28 protein-coding genes and 1 pseudogene are annotated in these 25,371 nt (G+C 45.0%); 10 read left to right on the forward strand and 19 right to left on the reverse strand.

Annotation, left to right across the window (positions count from 1 at the left end; translation table 11 throughout):
- The 9 genes from rpsC to FTV48_RS01260 form a co-directional block, all read right to left on the reverse strand.
- A complete protein-coding gene (gene rpsC, locus FTV48_RS01220; RefSeq protein WP_004281507.1) occupies positions 1-753 on the reverse strand; it encodes a 30S ribosomal protein S3 in 753 nt (250 codons plus the stop codon).
- A 1-nt stretch (position 754) separates the two neighbouring features.
- Positions 755-1,084, reverse strand: a complete 330-nt coding sequence (gene rplV / locus FTV48_RS01225; protein WP_001982638.1) for a 50S ribosomal protein L22 — start codon at positions 1,082-1,084, stop codon at positions 755-757.
- Between the two features lie 11 nt (positions 1,085-1,095).
- The gene (gene rpsS / locus FTV48_RS01230; RefSeq protein WP_004281508.1) at positions 1,096-1,371 is read right to left on the reverse strand and encodes a 30S ribosomal protein S19; all 276 of its coding nucleotides are present in this window, start codon (positions 1,369-1,371) and stop codon (positions 1,096-1,098) included.
- 19 nt (positions 1,372-1,390) lie between these two features.
- Positions 1,391-2,215, reverse strand: coding sequence for a 50S ribosomal protein L2 (gene rplB, locus FTV48_RS01235; protein ID WP_005094148.1), 825 nt, complete (start codon positions 2,213-2,215; stop codon positions 1,391-1,393).
- Between the two features lie 11 nt (positions 2,216-2,226).
- Positions 2,227-2,547, reverse strand: a complete 321-nt coding sequence (gene rplW, locus FTV48_RS01240) for a 50S ribosomal protein L23 (protein WP_005094149.1) — start codon at positions 2,545-2,547, stop codon at positions 2,227-2,229.
- Entirely contained in the window at positions 2,544-3,146 is a 603-nt protein-coding gene (gene rplD, locus FTV48_RS01245; RefSeq protein WP_005094150.1) for a 50S ribosomal protein L4, read from the reverse strand. The genes rplW and rplD overlap by 4 nt, the downstream gene beginning before the upstream one ends.
- An 11-nt stretch (positions 3,147-3,157) precedes the next feature.
- A complete protein-coding gene (gene rplC / locus FTV48_RS01250) occupies positions 3,158-3,796 on the reverse strand; it encodes a 50S ribosomal protein L3 (RefSeq protein WP_005094152.1) in 639 nt (212 codons plus the stop codon).
- 60 nt (positions 3,797-3,856) lie between these two features.
- Entirely contained in the window at positions 3,857-4,168 is a 312-nt protein-coding gene (gene rpsJ, locus FTV48_RS01255) for a 30S ribosomal protein S10 (RefSeq protein WP_000070912.1), read from the reverse strand.
- A 246-nt stretch (positions 4,169-4,414) separates the two neighbouring features.
- Complete coding sequence (locus FTV48_RS01260; protein WP_100357820.1) at positions 4,415-5,176, reverse strand: type 1 glutamine amidotransferase; 762 nt, start codon at positions 5,174-5,176, stop codon at positions 4,415-4,417.
- Between the two features lie 161 nt (positions 5,177-5,337).
- Here FTV48_RS01260 and FTV48_RS01265 point away from each other — a divergent pair, with 161 nt between their 5' ends.
- The 6 genes and pseudogenes from FTV48_RS01265 to FTV48_RS01285 all read left to right on the forward strand — a co-directional run bounded on the left by FTV48_RS01265 (position 5,338) and on the right by FTV48_RS01285 (position 10,561).
- Positions 5,338-6,540, forward strand: coding sequence for a PLP-dependent transferase (locus FTV48_RS01265; protein ID WP_179999151.1), 1,203 nt, complete (start codon positions 5,338-5,340; stop codon positions 6,538-6,540).
- A 146-nt stretch (positions 6,541-6,686) separates the two neighbouring features.
- A pseudogene (locus FTV48_RS15160) lies at positions 6,687-6,804 on the forward strand (helicase HerA-like domain-containing protein); the annotation flags it as partial.
- A gap of 319 nt (positions 6,805-7,123) precedes the next feature.
- On the forward strand, positions 7,124-8,335 hold the full coding sequence (hmpA, locus tag FTV48_RS01270) for an NO-inducible flavohemoprotein (RefSeq protein ID WP_074383583.1): 1,212 nt from the start codon (positions 7,124-7,126) through the stop codon (positions 8,333-8,335).
- An 89-nt stretch (positions 8,336-8,424) separates the two neighbouring features.
- The gene (locus FTV48_RS01275; protein WP_005094159.1) at positions 8,425-8,877 is read left to right on the forward strand and encodes an Rrf2 family transcriptional regulator; all 453 of its coding nucleotides are present in this window, start codon (positions 8,425-8,427) and stop codon (positions 8,875-8,877) included.
- A gap of 88 nt (positions 8,878-8,965) precedes the next feature.
- Positions 8,966-9,910 carry a ribosome biogenesis GTP-binding protein YihA/YsxC gene (gene yihA / locus FTV48_RS01280; RefSeq protein WP_005168732.1) on the forward strand — a complete coding sequence of 315 codons (945 nt, stop codon included), beginning with the start codon at positions 8,966-8,968 and terminating at the stop codon, positions 9,908-9,910.
- 231 nt (positions 9,911-10,141) lie between these two features.
- The gene (locus FTV48_RS01285; RefSeq protein WP_005168733.1) at positions 10,142-10,561 is read left to right on the forward strand and encodes a VOC family protein; all 420 of its coding nucleotides are present in this window, start codon (positions 10,142-10,144) and stop codon (positions 10,559-10,561) included.
- On the opposite strand, the gene FTV48_RS01290 is transcribed toward FTV48_RS01285, so the two are convergent.
- Both FTV48_RS01290 and FTV48_RS01295 read right to left on the reverse strand, forming a co-directional pair.
- On the reverse strand, positions 10,558-11,796 hold the full coding sequence (locus tag FTV48_RS01290) for a dicarboxylate/amino acid:cation symporter (protein WP_034608350.1): 1,239 nt from the start codon (positions 11,794-11,796) through the stop codon (positions 10,558-10,560). The genes FTV48_RS01285 and FTV48_RS01290 overlap by 4 nt on opposite strands.
- Before the next feature lie 176 nt (positions 11,797-11,972).
- The gene (locus tag FTV48_RS01295) at positions 11,973-12,845 is read right to left on the reverse strand and encodes an acyl-CoA thioesterase II (protein ID WP_005094170.1); all 873 of its coding nucleotides are present in this window, start codon (positions 12,843-12,845) and stop codon (positions 11,973-11,975) included.
- A 285-nt stretch (positions 12,846-13,130) separates the two neighbouring features.
- On the opposite strand from FTV48_RS01295, the gene plsB reads away from it, so the two are divergent.
- Entirely contained in the window at positions 13,131-15,698 is a 2,568-nt protein-coding gene (plsB, locus tag FTV48_RS01300) for a glycerol-3-phosphate 1-O-acyltransferase PlsB (protein WP_179999153.1), read from the forward strand.
- A 139-nt stretch (positions 15,699-15,837) separates the two neighbouring features.
- Here the strand turns inward: plsB and FTV48_RS01305 are convergent, their stop codons facing one another.
- Positions 15,838-16,653, reverse strand: a complete 816-nt coding sequence (locus FTV48_RS01305) for an NAD-dependent epimerase/dehydratase family protein (RefSeq protein ID WP_179999155.1) — start codon at positions 16,651-16,653, stop codon at positions 15,838-15,840.
- A 33-nt stretch (positions 16,654-16,686) separates the two neighbouring features.
- Between FTV48_RS01305 and recG the strand changes: the two genes are divergently transcribed.
- The gene (recG, locus tag FTV48_RS01310; RefSeq protein ID WP_179999157.1) at positions 16,687-18,732 is read left to right on the forward strand and encodes an ATP-dependent DNA helicase RecG; all 2,046 of its coding nucleotides are present in this window, start codon (positions 16,687-16,689) and stop codon (positions 18,730-18,732) included.
- Positions 18,719-19,354 carry a ComF family protein gene (locus FTV48_RS01315; protein WP_100357825.1) on the forward strand — a complete coding sequence of 212 codons (636 nt, stop codon included), beginning with the start codon at positions 18,719-18,721 and terminating at the stop codon, positions 19,352-19,354. Before recG ends, FTV48_RS01315 begins: the two co-directional genes overlap by 14 nt.
- A gap of 3 nt (positions 19,355-19,357) precedes the next feature.
- On the opposite strand, the gene FTV48_RS01320 is transcribed toward FTV48_RS01315, so the two are convergent.
- Together FTV48_RS01320 and FTV48_RS01325 are read right to left on the reverse strand one after the other, a co-directional pair.
- Positions 19,358-19,759: an NUDIX domain-containing protein gene (locus FTV48_RS01320; protein WP_005094183.1), complete on the reverse strand. Its 402-nt coding sequence runs from the start codon at positions 19,757-19,759 to the stop codon at positions 19,358-19,360.
- Positions 19,760-19,790: 31 nt separating this feature from the next.
- The gene (locus tag FTV48_RS01325; RefSeq protein WP_005094184.1) at positions 19,791-20,381 is read right to left on the reverse strand and encodes a TIGR00730 family Rossman fold protein; all 591 of its coding nucleotides are present in this window, start codon (positions 20,379-20,381) and stop codon (positions 19,791-19,793) included.
- Between the two features lie 152 nt (positions 20,382-20,533).
- Here FTV48_RS01325 and FTV48_RS01330 point away from each other — a divergent pair, with 152 nt between their 5' ends.
- Entirely contained in the window at positions 20,534-21,547 is a 1,014-nt protein-coding gene (locus FTV48_RS01330; protein WP_005168743.1) for a CorA family divalent cation transporter, read from the forward strand.
- A gap of 325 nt (positions 21,548-21,872) precedes the next feature.
- On the opposite strand, the gene FTV48_RS01335 is transcribed toward FTV48_RS01330, so the two are convergent.
- From FTV48_RS01335 to FTV48_RS01355, 5 genes are read right to left on the reverse strand one after another with little or no spacing between them, the layout of a single operon-like run.
- On the reverse strand, positions 21,873-22,163 hold the full coding sequence (locus FTV48_RS01335) for an STAS domain-containing protein (protein WP_005168745.1): 291 nt from the start codon (positions 22,161-22,163) through the stop codon (positions 21,873-21,875).
- A gap of 15 nt (positions 22,164-22,178) precedes the next feature.
- Complete coding sequence (locus FTV48_RS01340) at positions 22,179-22,811, reverse strand: phospholipid-binding protein MlaC (RefSeq protein WP_005094187.1); 633 nt, start codon at positions 22,809-22,811, stop codon at positions 22,179-22,181.
- An 18-nt stretch (positions 22,812-22,829) separates the two neighbouring features.
- Positions 22,830-23,507 (reverse strand): outer membrane lipid asymmetry maintenance protein MlaD, encoded by a 678-nt coding sequence (locus FTV48_RS01345; RefSeq protein ID WP_005094188.1) that lies wholly within the window; start codon positions 23,505-23,507, stop codon positions 22,830-22,832.
- Complete coding sequence (gene mlaE, locus FTV48_RS01350) at positions 23,507-24,286, reverse strand: lipid asymmetry maintenance ABC transporter permease subunit MlaE (RefSeq protein WP_100355139.1); 780 nt, start codon at positions 24,284-24,286, stop codon at positions 23,507-23,509. The genes FTV48_RS01345 and mlaE overlap by 1 nt, the downstream gene beginning before the upstream one ends.
- A complete protein-coding gene (locus FTV48_RS01355) occupies positions 24,283-25,101 on the reverse strand; it encodes an ABC transporter ATP-binding protein (RefSeq protein WP_179999158.1) in 819 nt (272 codons plus the stop codon). Before FTV48_RS01355 ends, mlaE begins: the two co-directional genes overlap by 4 nt.
- Positions 25,102-25,371 lie beyond the last annotated feature (270 nt).

Consider the following 25,371-nt stretch of genomic DNA (forward strand, 5'->3'; position numbering starts at 1 on the left):
TTATTCTCCTTTTTCAGCAGAACGATCATTGCGACGACCACGACGCTCTTGACCTTCACCACGACCACGACCGCGTTTAGCTGGACGTTCTTCTGCTGGAGCTGGGTTCATGACTTGTTTCATGCCGCCCAAAATCTCACCACGGAAGATCCAAACTTTAACACCAATCGTACCGTAAGTAGTCTCAGCACGCATAGTCGCATAGTCGATATCTGCACGAAGCGTATGTAGAGGTACACGACCTTCACGATACCACTCAGTACGAGCAATCTCAGCACCACCTAAACGGCCTGAAACTTCTACTTTGATACCTTTAGCACCAGCACGCATTGTGTTTTGTACCGCACGCTTCATAGCACGACGGAACATTACACGTTTTTCCAATTGAGAAGCGATTGCTTCAGCAACTAGACGCGCGTCTAAGTCTGGACGATCAATTTCATTGATACTTACTTGCGCAGGAACACCCATGATAGATGTTAATTCGCGTTGTAGTTTCTCAATATCTTCGCCTTTTTTACCGATTACGATACCAGGACGCGCAGTGCTAATAGTTACTTTAGCAGCGCCTGTAGGACGTTCGATAAGAATGTTGCTGATCATCGCGTTTTTAAGTTTTTTGATTAAAAACTCACGAACTTGAAGATCTTTAAGCAAGTATTCAGCGTATTGTTTCGGATTCGCATACCAGTTAGCGTTATGACGTTTCACAACACCTAGGCGGATACCGATTGGATGAACCTTCTGACCCATATCAAACCCCTACCTTAACGGTGATGTGACAAGTACGCTTAGTAATACGATCTGCACGGCCTTTAGCACGTGGCATAATACGTTTCAGGCTCATGCCTTCATCAACGTAGATCGTAGAAACTTTAAGGTCGTCTACATCTAAACTGTTATTGTGTTCAGCGTTTGCAATCGCAGATTCCAACGCTTTCTTAACTAGAACTGCAGCTTTTTTGTTGCTGAAGTTAAGGATGTTAAGCGCGTGCGCAACAGATTTGCCGCGGATAAGATCTGCAACCAAACGAGCTTTTTGTGCCGAGATAGCGGCACCGCGTAATTTAGCAGTTACTTCCATCATAGCACCCATTAACGTTTAGATTTCTTGTCAACACCGTGACCGCGATAGGTACGAGTTGGTGCAAATTCACCAAGCTTGTGACCAACCATGTGTTCAGAAACGATCACAGGAACGTGGTTACGGCCATTGTGTACAGAAATTGTTAAACCAACAAAATCCGGTAGGATCATCGAACGACGCGACCAAGTTTTGATCGGCTTACGGTTATTAGCCGCGATAGCCGCTTCAACCTTAGCGAACAAGTGCGCATCGACGAATGGGCCTTTTTTCAGAGAACGAGGCATTGTCAGATTCCTTTACTTGTTACTTAACGCGACGGTCGCGAATGATCATCTTAGTCGTACGCTTATTGGTACGTGTCTTGTACCCTTTAGCTTTTTGACCCCATGGGCTTACAGGTTGAATACCTTTGTTACGCCCTTCACCACCACCGTGCGGATGGTCAACCGGGTTCATTGCCATACCACGAACGGTAGGACGAACACCACGCCAGCGCGATGCACCAGCTTTACCAAGCGAACGAAGGTTGCTTTCCGAGTTAGATACTTCACCTAACACAGCGCGACATTCAACGTGAATTTTACGCATCTCGCCTGAACGTAGACGAACGATAGCGTAAGAACCGTCACGACCCAACAGCTGAACTGAAGTACCAGCTGAACGAGCAATCTGCGCGCCTTTACCGATTTTAAGTTCGATGTTGTGAAGAGTAGAACCGATTGGCATGTTGCGAAGCGGCAAGCAGTTACCTGGACGAATTGGAGCATCGTTACCAGACTGTACTTTATCGCCAGCGCGAAGGCCTTTAGGAGCGATGATATAACGACGTTCACCATCAGCATACAATACAAGTGCAATGTGTGCAGTACGGTTAGGATCGTATTCGATACGCTCTACAGTTGCAGGAATACCATCTTTGTTACGCTTAAAGTCAACTAGACGGTAGTGCTGCTTATGACCGCCACCAACGTGACGAGTCGTGATGTGACCGTTGTTGTTACGGCCGCCAGTACGTTTTTTAGCTTCAACCAACGGAGAGTACGGTGCGCCTTTGTGAAGGTGATCATGAACCACTTTCTCTACAAAGCGACGTCCTGGAGACGTTGGCTTACATTTTTGAATAGGCATAATTCTCGTCCTTATTCCGCTGTGCTTTCAGCGGTATCGCCCAAGTCAGCCATTTCAACATCTTGGCCAGCTTTCAGGGTGACGTATGCTTTTTTAACATCAGAACGACGTCCTAATGTTTTACCAAAGCGTTTAGACTTACCTTTAGTGATAGTCGTGTTAACTTTAACAACTTCTACACCAAAGAGTTGTTCCACTGCTTTTTTGATTTCAAGCTTGTTTGCATTGATAGCAACTTTAAACACTTGAACACCAGCAGTTTCACCTAAAACTTGTGCTTTTTCTGAGAATACAGGTCCTTGCAGGACTTGATAGATACGTTCGTTGTTCATCCGAGTTCTACCTCAATTTTCTTAGCAGCAGCTACAGACATAACAACTTTGTCGAACGCAATCAAGCTAACAGGATCGATTGCAGCAGCATCAACCACATCTACGTGTGGAATATTGCGTGCAGCAAGATACAAGTTCTCATCAACAGCATCGGTAACGATCAATGCACGAGTTGCATTCAAGTCGTTAAGCTTTGCAAGCAATTCTTTAGTTTTTGGAGCTGCAACAGCAAACTCATCAACTAAAATTAGGCGATCTTGACGAACAAGTTCAGCCATGATGCATTGCATAGCACCGCGGTACATTTTACGGTTTACTTTTTGAGACCAGTCTTGTGGACGAGCAGCAAAAGTTTTACCACCGCCAACCCAGATTGGGCTACGAATAGAACCAGCACGAGCACGGCCAGTACCTTTTTGACGGAATGGCTTGCGGCCACCGCCAGAAACGTCTGCACGTGATTTCTGAGCTTTTGAACCTTGACGGCCACCAGCTAAATAAGCTGTAACCACTTGGTGAACAAGAGCTTCATTAAATTCACGACCGAACGCAACTTCTGATAATTCAACAGCAGAGCCGGAAACAGTATTTAAATTCACGTTATTTCCCCTCAGGCCTTGATCGTAGGACGAACGATTACGTCGCCACCAGTAGCACCAGGAACCGCGCCTTTAACAACAAGAACTGAACGTTCTGTGTCGATAGCAACGATCTCAAGACCCTGTGTAGTTACGCGTTCAGCACCTAAATGGCCAGCCATTTTTTTGCCTTTGAATACGCGACCAGGAGTCTGGTTTTGACCAGTAGAACCTAAAACACGGTGAGAAAGCGAGTTACCGTGAGTTGCATCTTGCGTACGGAAATTCCAACGCTTAACACCACCTTGGAAACCTTTACCTTTAGATTGACCAGTTACGTCAACAACTTGACCAACCTGGAACAATTCAACGGTAAGCGTACCACCAACTTCACGACCTTCAAGATCAGCTTCTGTAGCGCGGAATTCTTGAACTAGACGACCAGCTGCAACACCTGCTTTCGCAAAGTGGCCTTTCTGAGCGTTAGTTACGCGAGATTCGCGACGTTCACCAGTAGTGATTTGAATCGCTTGATAACCATCAGTTTCAAGCGTTTTGATTTGAGTGATGCGGTTAGGATCAACCTCAATCACTGTAACAGGCACAGAAACACCAGCATCTGTAAAGATACGTGTCATACCGCACTTGCGACCGACTAAACCAATAGCCATGTGCATAAACCTCTAAAAAAGCGGCCTAATTAACTTAGAGTGTTAATTAACCCGAAAGCCTTAACCCAATGCGATCTGAACATCAACACCAGCTGCAAGATCTAACTTCATCAATGCATCTACAGTTTTGTCTGTAGGTTGAACGATGTCGATCAAACGCTTGTAAGTACGGATTTCGTACTGGTCACGCGCGTCTTTGTTTACGTGTGGTGATGTTAAAACGTTAAAACGTTCAATGCGTGTTGGCATTGGAATTGGACCACACACTTGTGCTCCAGTACGTTTTGCGGTTTCTACGATTTCTTGAGCAGATTGATCAATCAGGCGATGATCAAAAGACTTAAGACGGATACGAATTCTCTGGTTAGACATACCAGTAAACTCCAAGCCAAATATATAAAGAATCACTCCTGACGCATCTCACCCCACTTTAATACGGGTAAGTGTCAAGAGCAGTGAAATATCACTAAGGTCGTGATCGATGCCACGACTGTAACGATAGTTAACTACTTTATTCGCAGTTAACCCCCTTCCTATCGAAGGGTCGCTTATTATAGCCATTGTTTAATGCATAAGCAAATCCCTTTTATGGTTTTATCCAAGTTTTCAATTTACCCCCTAAAACAAGAGTTTATTTTCTGAATGCGGGGCAGTTTTCGCCAAGACATATTCTATAGCTCGATTTAATATCTGATTTCCTTCAACAAACTTATTTTTATGGGTCTTTTTTAATTCAGAGAGATCCTGAACATATTTTCCTGAAAATTGTGCAAGCTGCTCCTCATCTTCCAAAAATAAAGACAGGATTTCTGGAGTACTCTCTGGATGAAACTGAAAACCGAGCACATTTTTACCCAACTGGTACATCTGATTACGACAGGCTTGGTTTTCTGCCAGATGCACTGCCCCTTTGGGTATTTCAAAGCTTTCACTATGCCATTGCAGAATATTGAACTGTTCGGGTAAGCTAAAACATTCTTGCGGTAGATTGGCTACCTTGTGTACCGTGGCCCAGCCCAATTCCTGCTCAGGATTACGACTGACGCCCGCCCCCAATGCATTGGCAATCAATTGTCCACCCAGGCATAAACCGATTGCCGGTTTGCCATGTGACAGATAACGACGCAACCAGCGTTTCTCTATCTTTAACCAGGGGAAATTCGCCTCATCATTGACACTCATGGTTCCGCCCATGATGATCAGTAAATCGACGTCCTCAACCCTTGGCAAAGCCTCAATCTCTAAAGGACGATCCAACGGTAAAGCAAAAAACTCAGTCGCACTAATGTACGCCTGATACTGCTTTAAAAACTCATGACAACTACCATAGCCTTCACCAGCAATATGCTGAAAATAATGCACTTTTAAATGCGACTTCATGCTCCTCAACCTATTTTTTAGCTAGATAGTTTTAGGTTTTGCAAAAATGAAGCCAACTTTTTTCAAGGACCAATTTTTTTAACAATTCACAACCGAACTGGCAGTGAGTCACAGATTCTCTTAAGCTAAGGTAATATTTGATTACATTTAAGGGCATTCACGTGAAAAAAAACGCTCAAACCACCCTGATTCATGCACCACGAAAAGCCCCTCAATCCATTTCTACGGTTCAACCTCCCCTGTTTCGTGCATCGACCATTATTTTTGAGAATACTGATGCGCTATTTAATCGCCACTGGACCGATGCTTATGACTATAGCTACGGCACCCACGGCACACCCACGACATTCACCTTAGGCGATAACATCGCGCAAATTGAAGGGGGTGAATACTGCCTACTTGCGCCGAGCGGTTTATCCGCCATTAACCTGGTGAATTCTTGTTTCTTGAGCCAAGGTGATGAAGTCTGGGTTGCCGATAACATCTATGGCCCAAACATGGAACATCTGCGCAATCTGGAAACGCGTTATGGCATTGCGGTCAAAGTGTATAACCCGCTTGAGGTCGAAACCTTTACACCAAGTGAAAAAGCAAAACTGCTTTGGCTGGAAGCGGCCGGTTCAGTCACACTGGAGTTTCCAGATCTGGTCGGTTTAATCAAAAAAGCCCAGGCACATCATATTTTGACGGCGCTGGATAATACCTGGGGCGCAGGTCTGGCTTTTAATGCTTTTGATTTTGGCGAAGAGCATTTAAGTGTCGATATCACGGTTCATGCCCTGACCAAATATCCAAGCGGTGGTGGCGACATCTTGATGGGCTCAGTTGTTACACGAGATAAAACCCTGCATCACAAACTGTTCCGTACCCATGCCATTCAGGGCATTAGTGTTTCTGGTGATGATGTGGCGCAGGTACAACGCAGTCTGGCTTCGATGCAACTGCGTTATCAGCATCAGTCCGAAAGCGCACTGACTTTAATGAAGTGGCTCAAACAGCAAACTGAGCTTGTTCAAGTTTTACATCCAGCCAATCCAGATTGCGCTGGACATCAATACTGGAAAGATATTTGTAAGACAGGTCAAAGTGCCGGCCTGGTTAGCGTGATTTTTGATCATTCTTATAAGCTGCAAGATATTCGCAATTTCTGTGACAGCTTAAACCTGTTTAAGCTCGGCTTTAGCTGGGGTGGTCCTGTTAGCCTGGTCATGCTCTATAACTTAAAAGACATGCGTGTACTGAAACATTCACATTTAAAAGATGGCTTTTTGGTTCGTTTTTGTATCGGACTGGAACATCCGCAAGATTTGATTCAAGATATCCAGTACGCCCTAGAACACATGAAAAAGCCTAAAAATGAATAATAAACAATAGGAAAAGTTATGTGAGCACCCCTTGGTATTGCTAAAAAACCACAAATACCATGCAAGACATTGTTTTATGTTCACAGCTTGCCAGTCGGCATGGTCTGCTTGTCGGTTTAACTGAAACTAAAAAAACAGTCACTCTTATTTATGAACAGAGTGTCGATCGGAATAGTGCTTTTGAAATGCTGCAAAACCCAAGTGGCCGAACCTCAAAAAAATGCCAAACAAGCAGAATTTGCAAAACAGCAAGCCAAGGAACAGTGACCTCTAACCGGTGAGCAACAAAAGGAATTAGAACACGCGACTTAGGCAACCTAAAAAGTTCATAAAAGATACTGATCGATTTATCAAACTGCGCACGCAGGCTCGGAGATGATACCGGAGAGAATTGTCCGCGAGTTTCATGACTGCTTTTTCAGTGAAAATAGCACGATTTATTCCTATCAAGATTTTTAAAATTATGGGATATTCAGATATCCCATAATTTTTTTATGGTTTTATTAAAAAATGTATTTACAAGGCATGCTATAAGATGTATTTTAAATACATCTTATAAATAAACAGCCATGAGAGATCAAACATGACTCCGCAGCAAATTGACCTTGTAAAAGCAACAGTGCCTGTACTCCGCGAAAATGGTGTGGCACTCACGGGCTATTTTTATAACCGCATGTTAGGCAACAACCCTGCCCTTAAAGAAACGTTTAATATGGGTCACCAACGCAGTGGTGCACAGGCGCAAGCCCTTGCCGGCGCTGTATTGGCCTATGCCGAAAATATTGAAGACCCATCTGTACTTTTACCTGTGGTTGAGCTGATCGCGCATAAACACGTGAGCTTAAACATTCAAGCACCAGACTATAATATTGTGGGTGAAAACCTGCTGCATTCTATTAGTGAAGTATTAAGCATCCCGATGGAAGATCCTTTAATTGATGCTTGGGCTACAGCTTATGGTCAATTGGCTGACTTGTTCATCAGCACTGAAAAAACGATCTATGAGCAGCATCAGCAAACCAAAGGTAGCTGGTTAGGCTGGCGCAATTTCAAAATTGCCCAAAAAGTAGTGGAAAGTGACGAGATTACTTCAATCTATCTACAACCGGTCGATGGTGGCGATTTACCGAAATATGAAGCCGGTCAATATATTTCAGTTCGTGTATTCGTAGAAGAACTTGGCTTAAAACAGCCGCGTCAATATACGCTTTCAACCAGCCCTCAAGCAGACTATTTGCGTATTTCAGTTAAACGTGAACCGGGCAATGGCACAGATCAAGTTGCAGGTTGGGTGTCTAACACTCTACATGGTTTGCCGGAAGGTTCAGAAATTGAAGTATCTGCACCAACAGGTAACTTCTACCTGATCGATCCAGCTAAACGTAATGTGTTTATCAGTGGTGGTGTTGGCCTGACGCCAATGATCGCGATGCTGAACCAGCTGGTGACTCTGGATATGCCACAACCTGTGACCTTTATCCATGCTTGCCGTAGCAAACAGGTTCATGCGATGCACCAGCATATTCATGACCTGAAAGCAAAATATCCGCGCTTAAGCACCCTTACTGCTTATGAATTTCCACATCAAGCTGACAAACTGGGTGAGGATTATGATGTAGCAGGTCGTCTGGATCTGAGTTCAGTTGATGCAGCGCTGTTACCAGTCAATGCCGATTACTACCTTTGCGGCCCAATGCCATTTATGGCAGAACAGCAAAAAGCACTCGTTGCCCGCGGTATTCCTGCTGAAAATATTCATAGTGAAGCATTTGGTACAGGTGGGGTTCACCACTAAGCCCTCGCTTCAAGCTGAATAGGTGGGGCTAGTCTGGTTATGCTAGACTAGCCTTTATCTATTTAATTCTTAAAGATATTAGTGCGATCATGCAATTAAACAAATTTACCGACTATGCTTTGCGTATTTTAATGTACATCTCCCAGCCGCGAGATACGCCGTATACGATTGCGGAAATTGCGCGAGATTTGTATGTGTCACAAAATCATTTAATGAAGATTGTGCATTTCATGTCGAAACAAGACTGGATTATTGCCACACGCGGTAAAGGCGGCGGCATCCGCTTAAATCCTACTACACTAAATCTAAAACTCGGTGAGATCGTGCTTAGCTTGCAGGGTGAAAATCATGTGATTGTCGAATGTAATACCCCACCCTGCGTACTGCGTAGCAATTGTGGTTTAAAAGGTATTCTCGACCATGCGCTGGAACAGTTTTACCAAAGCCTGAACCAATATACGCTGGCCGATGTGCTCACCCCATCTAACCAATCTCATTTTAGTACTGTTTCTCCAATCGGTTTAATTAACCTGATGGATTAAGTTGCAATAGCATTGCAAAGCAAAGTTCGCTTGCCTGTGCGACTTCCTTTATAATGTTTCTTTGTAGATCATTTATTGAAGTTGAGTTATGCACCACAGCAGAGGAAAATCCAAAAACAGTAAGACAGCCCATGCACCCAAGCAAAAGATCAGCTACGAGAAAAAAGTTGATTCTGCTATTACTGAATATTCTGTGCGCTCACTCAACTGGCTACGCAAAGCCGAATTTTTAATGAGTGCACCAAAACTCAGTCTTTGTGTAGAAGATACAGGCTATGAAATTGCTTTTGCCGGTCGCTCCAATGCCGGTAAATCCAGTGCGATTAATGCCCTGACCAACCAGAAACAGTTGGCACGTGCATCAAAAAGACCCGGCCGCACCCAGATGATTAACTTTTTTAGCTTGGGTAATCCAGATCAGCGTCTGGTCGATTTACCAGGCTATGGCTATGCTGCCGTACCAGAGGCGATGAAAATTGTTTGGCAAAAAGAACTGGAAAATTATCTGATTCATCGCAAAAGCTTACAGGGCTTGGTGCTGTTGATGGATATTCGTCATCCGCTACAACACTTTGATGTGATGATGCTGGAATGGGCTTATTCACGTCATTTGTTTGTGCATGTTCTTTTAACCAAATCAGATAAGCTGAATCGTGGCCCTGCCTCTAAAGCGCTTCAGGAAGTCAAAGCTGCATTGAAAAAAATGAAACTGGACTTCTCGATTCAATTGTTCTCCTCCATGAACAAAGAGGGACTTGAAGAACTGGCCAGCGTCATGGGCGGCCGTCTGAATTTCACTTTAGATCAATCAACTCAATTTGATTTGGACAGTATTCCGGAAGTATCGGCTCATGATCTAAATCAATTCGATGAACCAGTTGAACTCGACTCTGGGTCTGATGCAACTGCTATTGGTGAGGTTTCACCGCATGACTTAAATGAAGCTGAAGAACCGCTTGAATTACTTGAGCAGGATCAGTCAGAACTTAAAGCAGCAGATGAGCTGAACCAGAATAAACGCTCAGCTGAATAATCAAATGACAAAATATTTGATTGATTGATTTAAATTAAAAACCTCCGTTATGTCGCATAACGGAGGTTTTTTTCTAGGCTGATTTTCGCTATGCCAAGCTGGCCAAGTGATAGCAGCGCCGGATTGATCAGATTTACCTGTTTTTACATGAAGACTGCATTGTTTACTTAGTGATTAAATCCTGATTCATATTAGAATAAATCTTGATCAGCCTTAGATCAGGCACCCATTATGAAACCATCTATCTCTGTGATTACGCTGGCTGTTCAGGACATAGAACAGTCATTGCAATTTTATTGTGAGGGTTTAGGCTTTAAAAGCGACGGAATTATGGGGCAGGAATTTGAATATGGTGCGGTGGCGTTTATTCAACTGCAATCCGGTCTTAAGCTTGCCTTATGGCCGCAGCGCAGCCTTCAGCAAGATACCGGTCTTGAATTGAGTCCGATCTGCCCAACCCAAATGGCGCTGGGACATAATGTCTATAGTCCATTAGAGGTTGACCAGATCATGGTACTGGCTGAACGTGCGGGCGCTAAAATTATCAAAGCTGCACACACCACCTTTTATGGCGGATATGCTGGTTATTTTCAGGATCCCAATGGTCATCTCTGGGAAATTGTCTGGAATCCGGACTTAGATAAAGATTAAACCGGCGCTTCAGGTTCACGGGTATGCCGGTCTACCACCACACTGATCATCATATCGCCCTGCACATTTACCACGGTACGTACCGTATCCAGTAAACGGTCGATCGGCAATAAAATCGCAATCGCCTCGGCAGGCAATCCCACAGATTGCAACACCATAATCATGGTGACCATGCCAGCGCTTGGAATCCCAGGTGCGCCTAAGGATGCAATCATTGCCGTGGCACAGACCACCAGCTGTTGCCCTAAACTCAGATCCAGCCCCATTAAATTGGCAATAAACAAGGCGGCGGCTGCCTCATAAAGAGCTGTGCCATCCATATTCAGCTGTGTTCCCAGTGGAATCACAAAACCTGCCGTATGCGGACGTACGCCCAGATTTTCCTGCGCACATTTCATTGACAGTGGCATGGTGGCCGAACTGGAACTGGTGGCAAATGCGGTAATTAAAGCAGCGCGTGTGCCTTTAAAGAACGTGATCGGATCCATCTTGCCAAAAATCCACAGCAATAAAGGCAATACCACGATGCCATGAAAAATGGTGGTTCCAGTGACCACGGCCGCAAATTCAGCCAGACGACTGAGTACCGAAATATCCTCAGTCGCGATCAGCTTGGCCAATAAAGCAAAAATACCGAAAGGTGCCAGTTTCATCACCCAGCCAATCATCAACATCATGATTTCAAAAAACTGGTGACTCAACTTGCGCACGGTACGGAATTTATCTCCGCCTGCGACCAGTGCCACACCGACAAACAAGGCAAAGACCACCACCGCCAGGACATTGCCATCTGAAAATGCCTTAAACGGATTGATCAGGGTATTTTGGATAAAATTGGTAAAGAAAGAAGATGGCGTTAAGGTGTCCGGAGTCTGATGCTGCGCCATGGCATCCTGGAACATCAGTACATCGACACCCTTGCCGACATCAAACAGATGTGCACAGGCCAGACCTAAAATGAGTGCCAAAGTCGTTGTGGTCACACAGCACATCAGGGTGATTTTCCAGGTGCGATTCAGTTGTCCGCCTGCCTGTAGATTAGATACCCCGACCACAATCGACGTAAAAATTAGCGGAACCAACAGCATTTTTAATAAGCCGATAAAAACACTGCTGACGATGCCGATGCCGTATAAACTGACATCAAAAAATGAGGTCTGCGGAAATATTGTGAGTAAAAATCCAAACAGCACCCCCAATACGGCGGCAATTAAAATTTGCGTATTTAAGCTCATCTTTTCATGCATTTTAATATAAATCTTAAGCGGCACTATGCCATGCCGATTCTACAGAATCGAGTAATATTTTATAAACGCGTGCCTAGAACAAGATCTCAAATAATGATTGTTCTGCGGATTAAAAACAAAAAAACCGAATCTGGGATTCGGCTTTTTGAGCAAAAATATAAAAATTATTGGGTTTCGATTTCACGTAAGCGGATCAGCCCTTCCTGCGTGGTACTACAGACCAGTTCGCCATTCTGCCACATCCGTCCAAAATTCAGACCACGCGAACTGGCACTCTGGGTGGCATCCATGTCATATAGCATCCATTCATCGGCACGAAATGGCTTATGGAAGTACATGGCATGGTCAATACTGGCACATTGCAGGCTTGGCGAAATATAGCTCAGACCATGTGGACGCAGTGCCGTGGTCATCAAGGTAAAGTCTGAATAGAAAGCGGCAATGGCCTGATGCAAAGAAATCTGATCCACTTCTGCAGCAATTCGGTCATGCGTGCGGATATAGTGCGCATAAGACGGCGCTTCCGGTTGCGGCTGAAACGGATTTTGCGGATTGATCGGGCGAATCTCGACATGACGATCACGGGTGAAAGACGCACGGACATTTTCCGGAATAAACTCAATCATTTGTTTGATCAGTTCTGCTTCATTTTTCAGGCTTTCTGCTGGCGGATATTCCGGCTCTGAAATCTGGTAATTGAGACCTTCTTCCTGATGCGCAAAAGACACCATACACATAAAAATAGTGCGACCATGCTGAATCGCACGTACTTGACGGCTGACAAAGCTCTTGCCGTCACGGATACGATCCACTTCATAAATAATCGGTGCATTGACATCTCCACCAAACAGAAAATAGGCATGTAACGAGTGTGCCGGACGGTCTGTGGTATAAGACGCAGCGCGGAGTGCCTGCCCTAAAACCTGCCCACCAAACACGCGCTTGCCCACCAGATTACGGCTGATTCCCCGAAAAATGTTTTCTTCTAACTTTTCCAAGCTGAGCAGCTCGACCAGTTCCTGTGTTAAGGCATTCATAAGCAACCTACGTAATATTGGAGATATCCCAAAAATGGAAAAACAGATCTAAATAATTAATCTGGAATATTCTGCCACAAAATCAGACCGAAACTCTAAAGATTGCATGACTGTTCTGTCATACTGATGTCATAAGTGACTAGGAAAAGCATCTGCTTTCACGCTAAAATTAGAGCACTTCTGTTGAAGTTGTTAAAAAAAGATATATGGTTTCGCTTTGGAAACCCGCAAAAATAAACCCCCTCAGAAGTCCTGTGGTTTTGGTCAGTAAAATTAGGAGCAGCTATGTCCAAGAATGGCTTTGGTCAAATGTATCGCAAGCTTTCAAGTAAGCTACTTGATCTTGTGGTTACCCCTCATGTTCTTGGGGAAGTACCAAGTGAAGTGACAGCACCTGAACCTGATCAGACTGCAACAGAATCGCGAAAGCTGGTCTGCTACGTTTTACAGAACCATTCGCGTAGTAATGCGCTGGTCGTCGATGCAGAAACCCGCCGTTTAAAGTTGCCAGCTGCGCTCGATCCAATGCAACTGGGCAATAGTAAGGAAAAAGCTTCGCTGCTGTTTTTACAGCATCATGATGAAAATAACCTGCTCAGCTCACCGCCGCATGCGTTTCCGCCGCGCCTGTTACGCCTGATTGAAATCCTGGAACAACATCCTGAACTAGATGTGGAATTGGTACCAGTCACGGTGCTTTGGGGACGTGAACCTGAAAAAGAAGATTCCTGGTTCAAACTGCTATTTACCGATACCTGGTCTACGCCAAGCCGGGTCAAGCAACTGGTCAATATCGGTCTGCATGGCCGTCAGTCTTATTTAGAGTTTCACGAACCCCAGTCTTTACGTGCCATGATTGAGCATGCCAAAGAAACGCATCCAAATTCAGCGCCAGCGACTTATATTGTTAGCACTTTAAATGATTATCTGGATGGGCAGCGCGAAGTGATTCTCGGGCCGGATCTGTCCGATCGCCGTAACGTCATGCACGGCCTCATCAAATCGCCAGATGTACAGGCTGCGATTCGCAATGACAGTATTCGCAGTAAAATCTCGATGCTGGAGTCTGAACGTCGTGCCATTGGTTATCTGAACGAAATTGTTTCCGATTATTCTCATTCGACTGTACGCTTTGCCGATAAAGCCCTGACCCGCTTATGGACGCAGCTCTATGACGGCGTGGAAGTGCATAATTTCAGTACCGTGCGTGAACTGGCCAAAGATTATGAGATTGTCTATACCCCATGTCACCGCAGTCACATCGACTATTTATTATTGTCTTATGTGATCTATCGTCGTGGCTTGATGGTGCCGTATATCGCTGCGGGCGATAACCTGAATATGCCTTTTGTGGGTCAGATTTTACGTGGTGGCGGTGCGTTCTTTATCCGCCGTACTTTCCGTGGCAATGCGCTCTATACCACAGTCTTTAAAGAATATTTATATAGCGTTCTGTCACGCAATACCCCACTGGAATACTTTATCGAAGGTGGTCGTTCACGTACTGGTCGTTTGCTACCACCTAAAACTGGGATGCTGGCGATGACCGTACATGGTCATTTACGCGGCAAGGCCAAACCAATTGTCTTTGTACCGACCTATATTGGTTATGAACGCCTGATGGAAGGCGGCACTTATGTCGGTGAGATGAGCGGCAAGCCGAAAGAAGCCGAATCTATTTTTGGTATTGTCAAAACCCTGCGCAAAATTGAACGCATTTTCGGTAAAGTGCATCTGAATTTTGGTGAGCCGGTATTTCTGGATGACATCCTGAAACAGCATGGCGCAGAAAATATTAAAATTGAAAAGAACGATGATCCAATTCCACAAGCAGTTTCTGATGCAGTAAACAGCTCTGCGCAAGCGATTCTGGAAAATATCAACCGTGCAGTGGTGATCAATCCGGTATCGCTATTATCATTGATCCTGTTGGCCACGCCAAAACATACGCTGGATGAAGAAATCTGTATCAAGCAGCTTGATACTTATCGTACCCTGCTGGCGGCATTACCTTATGATGAACGGATGGAAGTTACACCGCTTTCAGGCAAAGAAATTATTGCCTATGCAATGAAGCTGAAACTGATCAAGCGGGTAAAACATGTGCTGGGCGATATCATTGCCATTGAAGATAATCAGGCAGTTTTGCTGACTTATTTCCGTAACAATATCGTGCATTCCTTTGTGCTTCCGTCATTGATTGCAGCACTGGCTGAACACAATGGAACGATTCGCCGTGATGATGTCGTCAACATCAGCAGCACCCTGTACCCATTCCTAAAAGCAGAGCTGTTTTTAAAATGGCGTGAAGATGAGATTCAGGATCAAGTCAATGCGCATATTGATAACTTGATTTCTGCCAAACTGATCACGCAAGATGGTGAAAATCTGCTTGCTCCGGCACCCAATACTGAAGTCCATCATCAGCTCGAAGTTCTGGCTGCACCAGTGACTCAAAGTCTGGAACGTTATTACATGACTTTGGCACTGATTACCCAGCGTGGTTCAGGCAATATTTCGACCCGTCAGGTTGAAGAATTGAGCTATCTAGTTGGTCAGCGTTTATCAGTTCTATACGAATTCAATTCGCCTGAATTCTTCGACAAAGCCCTGTTTCAGAGCTTTATTAAAGTCTTAACCCAAAAAGGTTATCTGTGTACCAATGACGACAATGCCATTGTTTTTGATGAGCAGCTGACCAACGTAGCGCAATATGCAGATCTGGTACTGGATGAAGTGAAATTACAGATGCTGCATCACATCACCGCCTTTACCGATGAAGAACTCAAAGAAGCACTTGATGCAGTTGCGGCTGAACAAGCCAAGAAACGTGCCAAGCGCAAAAAGAAGTAAAGCTTTTATTCTCTCTCCTTTCAGGAGATGGGAAGCACTGCTTCATAAGGGGGATGAGGGGGAATTTAAAATCCTTCCCCTTCTCCCCAGCTCTCTCCTACAAGGAACGGGAATTTAATCCTCCCTTTTTAAAGGGAGGTTAGGAGGGATTACTTTTCCTCATTAGTTCCAAATAATCCTCAAAACAATCTGTACGCTTTAATTCAAATCCTGTTTTTTGCATCCGAGTGGCATAGAGCTTTTTACCGGTGACCTGCTCGCTCTCGAGCTTAAGTACAGGCAGCCCCATCTGCTGCTGAAACCATTGCAAGACTTCATGTAAAAGCTGTGGCTGGTTATTGCTCACAATATAAGAAGACTCAGGATGTTCCACGTGAATCATCTGTGACAAGAAATGTGATAAATCTTCGATATGAATCCGGTTTGACCAGTGCAGATTTGGATAGCTGGTCATAGATACTGCCATTTTTTGTAAGCGCTCTACCGATGTTCCATAAATTCCACTTGGGCGAATAATTGTACATTGCTCAGGATAAGCCGCTAAATAGGCCTGCTCCATCCGATACAGGATTTTTCCTTGCACATCGTTGGGCTGTAGAGGCGTTTCATCATTGATATTTTCTCCAGCATTTTGCCCATAGACCCGTGTCGATGACACCACCACAATCCGCTGCACTGGATGCTGTTTCAAGGCAGTCACAATCGGCTGAACTGAATCCAGATAGGTGTACTGATAGCCTTCAACCGTACTTTGTTTTGGACTAAGCAATACATAGACCCAATCAATCGGTGTGACTGTCGTTAAATTCGGTTTATGCACATCTTGAATCAGATGAGTTGCAAAGGAATCTGTTTTGGGACTTGAGCTAATTGTGCTAATTTGATGACCTTGCTCAAATAGTTGTTTAGCAACACGCCGGGATGTTTTACCATAACCGATAAATAGAATATGCATTGAGCACCGAATCACGAATCTGGTTGAGGGGACATGGCTGCAGTCCATCAGTTACAAGGCGTTGGCAATGCCGCCGCTGCATTACTTGAAAAATTAAATATCTTCAATACTGATGATTTGCTTTTTCATCTACCACGTGACTATGAAGACCGTAGCACGATCATTCCCATGAATCAATTGAGCGTGGGGCGTAGCTATTTGCTCGAAGGTATCGTCAAAGGCGTGGATTTCCCGCCGGGTAAACGCAAGTCCATGGCTGTATTACTGGATGATGACTGCGGTAAAGTCACTTTGCGTTTTTATCATATTTATAAAGGCATCACCGATCGCTGCAAGCTCGGTCACCGTTTAAGAATTTTTGGTGAAGTCCGGGTCGGTGCGCGCGGTCTGGAAATGTATCATCCCGAGCTGCAAGTCATTACTGAAGATACCCCGCTACCGCAAACCCAACTTACCGCGATTTATCCTGCCACTGAAGGTCTGACCCAGCCAAAAATACGCGATTATATTCAGCAGGCTTTGGCTCAGTATAGCGATCATCTGCCTGAACTGCTGCCAGCAAAATTTAGCAATGGTTATGCGTTAAAACAGGCACTGGAATATATCCATCATCCGCCAGTCAATGCCAATATGCTGCAACTGGCACAAGGTTCGCATCCCGCACAGCAACGCCTGATCTTTGAAGAACTGGTGGCGCATCAGATCAGTTTATTGACCCGGCGTGCCTTTATTCAGCAGGTTGAAGCCCCTTCATTTGCACCGAGTAAAACCTATGCCAAACAGCTTCTGGCCAGTCTGGCTTTTGAAATGACCGGTGCGCAAAAACGTGTATCCAAAGAAATCGCACAAGATTTAAAAGCCAATAAACCGATGTTACGTCTGGTACAAGGCGATGTCGGTGCCGGCAAAACATTGGTGGCCGGTGTCGCAGCCTGTCATGCCCTGGAAGAAAGCTGGCAAGTGGCGTTGATGGCCCCTACCGAAATTCTGGCCGAGCAGCATTATCTCAACTTTAAACGCTGGTTTGAGCCACTAGGTCTTAATATCGCTTGGCTGTCCGGCAAGCAAAAAGGCAAAGCCCGCGCCGCAGCGGAACAGCTGATTCGGAACGGGAGCGCCCATCTGGTGATTGGCACCCACGCCCTGTTTCAGGAGAATGTCGAGTTTGCCAAACTCGGTCTGGTGATTATTGATGAGCAACACCGCTTTGGAGTCGATCAACGTCTTGCACTCAGAAATAAAGGTCTGGATGGCATGTCCCCGCATCAGCTGGTGATGACCGCAACCCCGATTCCCCGCACCTTGGCCATGTCGGCTTATGGTGATCTGGATACCTCGGTGATTGACGAGCTGCCACCGGGTCGTACCCCGATTCAAACGGTGACCATTCCACTGGATCGGCGTGAACAAGTTCTGCAACGTATTGCGACGAATTGCGCTGAAGGCAAACAGGCCTATTGGGTCTGTACCTTGGTGGAGCAATCCGAAACTTTAGATGCCCAGGCCGCGGAAGCCACTTTTGCCGAAATTCGGGAACGCTTTCCTGCGCTGAATATCGGTCTGGTACATGGCAAAATGAAAGCCGATGAAAAACAGGCGGTGATGCAGCAATTTAAGAATAATGAATTACAGCTACTCATTGCCACCACCGTAATTGAGGTCGGGGTCGATGTACCCAACGCTTCCATTATGGTGATTGAAAATGCCGAACGTTTAGGCCTGTCACAGCTACATCAGCTACGTGGTCGGGTTGGCCGTGGTGCCAAAGCCAGTTTCTGCGCCCTGCTATACAAGCATCCACTATCGCAAAACGGTCAGGAACGCTTAAGAATCATGCGTGAAACCAATGATGGTTTTATGATTGCCGAGAAAGATCTGGAATTGCGTGGGCCGGGTGAATTACTGGGGACTAAACAAACCGGCGATATGAATTTCCGCGTGGCCAAACTTGAACGCGATGATCACCTGCTCAATCAGGCACATTATGTGGCGCAGCAAATTTTAAAAGATTATCCAGATCAGGCTGAGGCGTTATTACAACGCTGGCTACCGGAAGCACCGCGTTATGCCTATGTTTAAATTACTGGCACAGGGAATCTCCAAGCTGAATACGCTTCAGCCCTGCCAGTTGTGTCAGACTGATTATCAGAGCATTTATTCAGTCTGTCAGGATTGCTGGCAGCAGTTGCCGTGGATACATCAAACCATTCAGCGTCAGGAAATGCAGTTTCAGATTGCCTGCGATTATGCCTACCCAATGGATCGGTTGATTCAGCTGTTTAAATATGAACAGAAGCTGCATCTGCAAAATTTACTGGCCGGTACGCTGTTGAGTTTAGAGCTACCCAAAGTCAGTGCAATAGTCCCGATGCCGATCTCGACTGAACGCCTGGCCGAACGCGGTTATAATCAATCTCTGGTGCTGGCCAAGCATGTGGCGAAAAAATTGAATGTTCCCATCTGGCAACCTGTTAGCCGGCTGAAACAGCATTCACAAAAAGGCTTAAGCCGTCTGGAAAGAATCGAAGATATCCAGTCGCAATTTCAGATCAGTACACCGTCTAATATTCGTTACCGACGCGTGCTGATTATTGATGATGTGGTGACAACCGGCAGTTCGATTCGGGCACTGAGCCAAACACTTGAACAATTGGGTTGTCAAAAAATTTATGCAGCCTGTCTGGCAGGCGCGCAAATCTAAAATTTAAGCTTGGGCGAGCAAATGTGACTTCACCCACGGAATCACAATTTCAGTCGTTAAGGGCGCCAGCAAGACCTCTTTTTCATCCAGATCAACCCATTTCATTTCAGCGATTTCTGCTTCAATTTTAGGTGCTTGATCGAGCCTTACCCAATAGACATAACTCACCAGTTGATGATCAGGTTCATTGGCAGTCTGGGTTTCAAAACGGCCAATGAATTGCTGAATCTGGGCTTGTGTGCCAATTTCTTCCTGAATTTCACGCAACATGGTGGCTTCCGGGGTTTCATTTGGCTCCAGCTTGCCACCGACCTGCATAAAGCAGGATGTTCCTTGCTTGCGAACCACCAGCAGTTGCTGCGCTTCATTTAAAATAATGGCTGCAGCCACCGTAATCACTTTCATTTATTTTCTACAATTGCGTATTCTAGATAACTTATTTTACAAGGTCGGTCTGATCAACCATACCCCATTTGGCTTCAGGCGGCTGATAACTTTCGAATTGGCGCAAAATATCGTCCAGATCATCACTGATAATCAAAGCCTCAGTGAAACGTGATTTAGTAAAACCCTTCTCCGTGGTCATACGGATGAATTTAATCAGGTCATCATAAAAACCATCGGTATTGAGAAAAGCACAAGGCTTCTGATGAATCCCCAATTGTGCCCAAGTCCATTGTTCAGAAATCTCTTCCAGTGTTCCTGCACCACCGGGAATGGCAATAAATCCCTGAGCCAGTTCCGACATCCGGGTTTTACGCTCATGCATATTATCCACCACATACAGCTCGGTAATATGTGGATGTGCCAGCTCACGATTGACCAGCTGCCTTGGAATTACGCCTATCACCTTACCGCCCGCCGCCAATGCGCTATCAGCCACAATACCCATTAAGCCAGAACGACCTCCTCCATAAACCAGCGTTTGCTGTCGTGCCGCCAGAGTCTGACCGACTTTTTCGGCAACCTGCGTATAAAGAGGATCCGAGCCAAGCGCTGAACCACAAAAAATTGCGATAGAATTCATCATTTCATCCTCTAATTGACGCCATATTGTACGAAATCGCGGCAAGCACGCTTTTTACCAAAATAACTGCTTAATATCAGTGTTTTTATTCAATTCCTTGTCTAAAATACACCCATTCCAATTCACATACTGCGCCCGGGAGAAAAGACAGCATGCTTGAAGCCTTTTACGCCACAGAGCGCGGTAGCTTAGAAGATATCACGATTAATGGTGATTTCGACCTGCATCCAGATTTAGTCTGGCTTGATCTGATTGCGCCTTCACAGGAAGAGCAGCAATGGATTCTAGATGCCTACGAGCAAAACTTACCGACCTTAAAATCGCTGGAAGATATTTCCTCGAGTGCCCGATTTTACCGTGATGATGACGGTATTTTGCATATCAGCACCTATTTTTTAACCAAGAATAAAAACTATCAAGTCGAAAACGAACACGAAGATGAATCCAGCATGCTGGCAACAGTACAAACTGTTGCATTCATTCTGCACAAGGATCGTCTGTTTACTTTGCGTGGTGAAAAACTGGTGGCTTTTCGCGCCTTTCGTGCCCGCGCGCGCCGCAATGATTATGAAATCGATTATAAAGATCCGACCTGGATTTTATTGGGCTTACTCGAAGCCAAGCTGGATGAGCTGGCCGATATTCTGGAAGATGTGCATAAAGATTTAGAGAAATATTCAACTGAAGTGTTGAATAACCGCCATCGTGAACAGATTCTGGATCTGGATGACATGATTACCCGCTTGGCGCAACTTGAAGATATGTTGGGTAAAGCGCAACTGTGTTTAATCGATTTACGCCGCGTCCTGACCTTCCTGTCGCGTCCACGCGCCTTGGGCAGTCATATTTATGATGCGGATATTCGAGAACTGAGTGAAGATGTGCGCTCGCTGGTCGAGCATGATGCTTTCTTGTTCCAGAAAGTACGTTTCCTGCTCGATACCACGTCCGGATTCATTAACACTGAGCAGAACGATACCATTCGTCGATTCTCGATTCTGCCGAGTATGCTTGCGCCACCAATGCTGATTGCCAGTATTTACGGTATGAACACCGAAGTGCTGCCCTTTGCACAAGGCACCATGAGTTTCATCATGGTCAGTATTATTTTAATTGGCTTCCTGATTGGCCCATTGATTTACTTTAGATGGAAGAAGTGGATCTAGAATCCCTCCTAACCTCCCTTTTGAAAAGGGAGAGATGTTTCCTGTCAGGGAGAGGTTTTTTTATTAGATATCCCTTTCTAAGTCTCACTTGCTCTTTAATTAAAGTGAAGCGCAAGAAATGCCTGTATTTAATTCATATTTATTTAATCCCTCTTCAACTTCTCTTTAAAAAGTGAAGAAAATGGTTAGGGAGGATTTTTACACCCCTCTCTCTAACTCTCTCCCTGAGGCAGAGAGGACGTGCAATCCATATTTAGATCTATTTGATTTGAATGATTTCTTAAAATTTGATCACAATAAAAAAGCACCTTTCGGTGCTTTTCTTTTACTGAACGATGTTTAAATCATCCTGCAAATGGCTGGCCTGAATGATATTCATCATTTTAGCAGGAACAGCTTTAAACTGTAGCCCTTGAGCCTGAGGAGTCTGGCGCAGCCAGCGCACCAACACTGCCAAAGCCAAAGTACTGCCACTTTCAAGCTCAGCCAGATTAACCACAAGTGGAAACTTGCTTTGTGACTGGATCACACGCAGACCATTTAAGTAATAGTCCTGTGCATTGTCATAGTCAATCTTGCCTGAAACCTGTAGTTCCTGATCATTGAATGTAATCACGGCTCACCTGTTTGATTATTTCTTGTCGATTGCAGCTTCTGCATCCGGTTTAAAGTTGGCAATGGCTTTATCAATATTACCGCCATTACGTTTTACCGTCGCAGCAAACTGGTTACGGAACTGCAAACCTAGGTCAATACCCGATACGTTGATGTTGCGGATTTTCCATTGTGAACCCTTGTCCACTAGCTGGAATGCTACTGGAATTTTCTCGCCTTTGTTATTAAAGTCGATGGTCACAACAGGGTTTTTGCTGTTGCTGGCCTTGTAAGGACGCACGCTATAAGTCTGATTACTGAACTTGGCAAAGGCAGAACCATAGTTTTCAATTAAGGTTTCACGGAAATTCTTTTCAAACTGCGCACGCTGTGCCGCCGTACTATATTGGTTCGTGGCATACGTGCCCATCACAATACGTGTGAAAGACTGAGAATCAATATACGGATCCAGATTCTGGCGCACAATGCTTTTGACCAAAGCTGGATTTGATTGCAGTTTTGCATTGTCAGCTTTGAGGCGCTCAATTAAACCATCTGCTACTTTTTTAATAAAAGCAGGTGGTGCTTCAGACGGTGCAGCAAACACTGTACCAGCAACCATTGTTGAAAGAATGCTTACTGCAAGCGTTTGTTTTACTAAAGTCTTCACTGAATTCTCCTCAATCTATTATTCAACAAATGCAGGTTCTGCATCTGTTGTTTCTGAAACTGTCGTCTGTTCCGATGTAGTTTCTTGACTATCTGACGATTTGCCGGCACCACCGGTAATAAATTTCGTCACCAAATCTTCAATTTCCATGGTGCCTTGGGTATTGGCAATCTGATCGCCGCGTTGCAAATAGCTCAGGCCACCACCTGGAATAATTTTCAGGTACTTTTCACCCAATAAGCCATTGGTCGCTACCATAATATAAGCATCTTCATCAATATTGGTGATGGATTTCATGTTAGCTAACAGTTGTTTTTCCATGTCTTTTTGTTGCGCAGGTGTCGCTGCTTCATAGTCCGAGCTGTAGCGTAACTCGTCCAGAGCTTCCTCCTGAACTTGCTTTAATTGTTCAGCATTAAACGAGGTCAATGAGCCATCTAAAGTCATATGTACGGTTGCCAGACGCGTTACAGGATCCAGGGTAATCTCATCGACCTGTCCCACTTTCACCCCGCTTAAAGCGACTTTGGCACGTGGCTTGATGCCATTCACATTTTCAAAAGTTGCCGTCATTTTATAGCTGTCGGAAATATTGCTGCCGACCAGACCACTGACACGCATCGCTAAAAAGAATAAGGCAATACCAAATAAAATAACAAAAACACCAACGGCCAGCTCACTAGTACGTGATTTCATTAAACACCTCCGAACATGACCGCAGTCAACACAAAATCAAAGCCTAAAACGCACAGTGAAGAATAGACGACTGTACGCGTTGTAGAAGTTGCAATACCTTCCGATGTTGGTACACAGGCATAGCCTTGATATACCGCAATCCAGGTACACATTAATGCGAATACAAAACTTTTAATAATAGTGCCATTCAAGACATCTTTATAGAATTGCACGCTGCTTTCCATGCCGCTCCAATAAGCGCCTTCATCAGCCCCCAAAAAGTCTACACCGACCATTTTGCCGCCCATAATTCCGACTGCGGCAAAGATCACCGAAAGCATGGGCAAGCTGAAAATCCCCGCCCAGAGACGTGGCGAAATCACCCGTTTTAAGGGATCCACCCCGATCATTTCCATACTGGACAATTGTTCAGTGGCTTTCATCAGACCAATTTCTGCGGTCAAAGCCGAACCGGCACGTCCTGCAAACAGCAAAGCCGCGACCACAGGTGCTAATTCACGCAGCAAGGTCAACGCCACCGCTGTACCAAGCATGGATTCACTGCCAAAGGTCGACAGAATACTGAACATCTGCAAGCCAAGCACGGCACCAATAAACAGACCAGAAACCACAATAATCAGCAGGGACAATACCCCGACCCGATACATCTGATAAATAAATAGTCTTAGCCCAAGCCAGGTCGGCATGGAAAATAAGATCTGCAACAGCATCAGGGTTGCGACCCCAATCCCCTGTACACGTTCAATAACGCGTCTACCTAATGCGGCAATTGCATTCATGAACGTACCTCATCACTTAAATAAGCCCGATGACTAAACTGATAATCGACTGGACCTTCCACCGAACCCGTCAGGAATTGCTGCACAAAAGTTGAAGGATGCACTTTTAGCTCTGCCGGTGTCCCCTCGCCCTGGATCTTGCCTTCTGCCACGATATAAATGTAATCAGCAATGGATAAGGTTTCTGTCACATCATGCGAGACAATAATCGTGGTCAGATCCAGTGCTTCACGCAATGAACGGATCAGGCGAGTCAATACCCCCATCACAATCGGATCTTGTCCGGCAAAGGGTTCATCGTACATGATCAGTTCAGGGTCCAGCGCAATCGCCCGGGCCAAAGCCACACGTCGGTTCATACCACCAGACAGTTCCGATGGCATCATTTGCTCTGCACCGCGCAAGCCGACGGATTCCAGTTTCAATGCCACGATTTCCTTAATTAGATGTTCTGGCAGTTTGGTATGGGCCCGAATTGGAAACGCGACATTTTCATACACGCTCATATCGGTAAACAAAGCACCGCTCTGAAATAGCATACCCATCCGTGCACGTGCTGAAAAAAGTTCGGAACGTGACATCGAGGCAATATCTTTGCCATCCAATAAGACCTGACCATGCTCAGGCGTCAGCTGCCCACCGATCAATCTTAATAAGGTAGTTTTACCAGTTCCGGATGGCCCCATAATGGCGGTAATCTGCCCACGACGAATATTTAAACTCACGTCGTCATAAATCACGCGCTCGCCTCGTTTGAAGCTCAAATGCTTGACTTCAATCAAAGACTGAGTATCTCGCGCTGTTTGATTTTTCATAGCTGAGTTTATTCCTACATTTTTTCAGCATGCATACTATAAAGGAACGAAGTTCAAAATGTTAGCAGTTGAAAAAGGTGGGTGAATATCATAAAAAGATGACAATAATTGATTATTTCGTGTTTTTTATAATAAAAATATGTACTTAGGCTTAAAATGACTAGATTAATTAATTAAAAACACTGTATAAATAATAGATAATATTACATAAAATCAAAGTCAATGCGATATATGGCATATGCACCTCTATCAATTGAGATCGAGCGGCTA

It is taken from the genome of Acinetobacter sp. YH18001, from assembly GCF_013416975.1.
In the GTDB taxonomy this organism is placed as follows: domain Bacteria; phylum Pseudomonadota; class Gammaproteobacteria; order Pseudomonadales; family Moraxellaceae; genus Acinetobacter; species Acinetobacter pseudolwoffii.

Coding starts and splice junctions, on each gene's coding strand:
- rpsC (WP_004281507.1), bottom strand. CDS start 753: ATGGGTCAGAAGGTTCATCCAATCGGTATCCGCCTAGGTGTTGTGAAA.
- rplV (WP_001982638.1), bottom strand. CDS start 1,084: ATGGAAGTAACTGCTAAATTACGCGGTGCCGCTATCTCGGCACAAAAA.
- rpsS (WP_004281508.1), bottom strand. CDS start 1,371: ATGCCTCGTTCTCTGAAAAAAGGCCCATTCGTCGATGCGCACTTGTTC.
- rplB (WP_005094148.1), bottom strand. CDS start 2,215: ATGCCTATTCAAAAATGTAAGCCAACGTCTCCAGGACGTCGCTTTGTA.
- rplW (WP_005094149.1), bottom strand. CDS start 2,547: ATGAACAACGAACGTATCTATCAAGTCCTGCAAGGACCTGTATTCTCA.
- rplC (WP_005094152.1), bottom strand. CDS start 3,796: ATGGCTATTGGTTTAGTCGGTCGCAAGTGCGGTATGACACGTATCTTT.
- rpsJ (WP_000070912.1), bottom strand. CDS start 4,168: ATGTCTAACCAGAGAATTCGTATCCGTCTTAAGTCTTTTGATCATCGC.
- FTV48_RS01260 (WP_100357820.1), bottom strand. CDS start 5,176: ATGAAGTCGCATTTAAAAGTGCATTATTTTCAGCATATTGCTGGTGAA.
- hmpA (WP_074383583.1), top strand. CDS start 7,124: ATGACTCCGCAGCAAATTGACCTTGTAAAAGCAACAGTGCCTGTACTC.
- FTV48_RS01275 (WP_005094159.1), top strand. CDS start 8,425: ATGCAATTAAACAAATTTACCGACTATGCTTTGCGTATTTTAATGTAC.
- yihA (WP_005168732.1), top strand. CDS start 8,966: ATGCACCACAGCAGAGGAAAATCCAAAAACAGTAAGACAGCCCATGCA.
- FTV48_RS01285 (WP_005168733.1), top strand. CDS start 10,142: ATGAAACCATCTATCTCTGTGATTACGCTGGCTGTTCAGGACATAGAA.
- FTV48_RS01290 (WP_034608350.1), bottom strand. CDS start 11,796: ATGAGCTTAAATACGCAAATTTTAATTGCCGCCGTATTGGGGGTGCTG.
- FTV48_RS01295 (WP_005094170.1), bottom strand. CDS start 12,845: ATGAATGCCTTAACACAGGAACTGGTCGAGCTGCTCAGCTTGGAAAAG.
- plsB (WP_179999153.1), top strand. CDS start 13,131: ATGTCCAAGAATGGCTTTGGTCAAATGTATCGCAAGCTTTCAAGTAAG.
- FTV48_RS01305 (WP_179999155.1), bottom strand. CDS start 16,653: ATGCATATTCTATTTATCGGTTATGGTAAAACATCCCGGCGTGTTGCT.
- recG (WP_179999157.1), top strand. CDS start 16,687: ATGGCTGCAGTCCATCAGTTACAAGGCGTTGGCAATGCCGCCGCTGCA.
- FTV48_RS01315 (WP_100357825.1), top strand. CDS start 18,719: ATGCCTATGTTTAAATTACTGGCACAGGGAATCTCCAAGCTGAATACG.
- FTV48_RS01320 (WP_005094183.1), bottom strand. CDS start 19,759: ATGAAAGTGATTACGGTGGCTGCAGCCATTATTTTAAATGAAGCGCAG.
- FTV48_RS01325 (WP_005094184.1), bottom strand. CDS start 20,381: ATGAATTCTATCGCAATTTTTTGTGGTTCAGCGCTTGGCTCGGATCCT.
- FTV48_RS01330 (WP_005168743.1), top strand. CDS start 20,534: ATGCTTGAAGCCTTTTACGCCACAGAGCGCGGTAGCTTAGAAGATATC.
- FTV48_RS01345 (WP_005094188.1), bottom strand. CDS start 23,507: ATGAAATCACGTACTAGTGAGCTGGCCGTTGGTGTTTTTGTTATTTTA.
- mlaE (WP_100355139.1), bottom strand. CDS start 24,286: ATGAATGCAATTGCCGCATTAGGTAGACGCGTTATTGAACGTGTACAG.
- FTV48_RS01355 (WP_179999158.1), bottom strand. CDS start 25,101: ATGAAAAATCAAACAGCGCGAGATACTCAGTCTTTGATTGAAGTCAAG.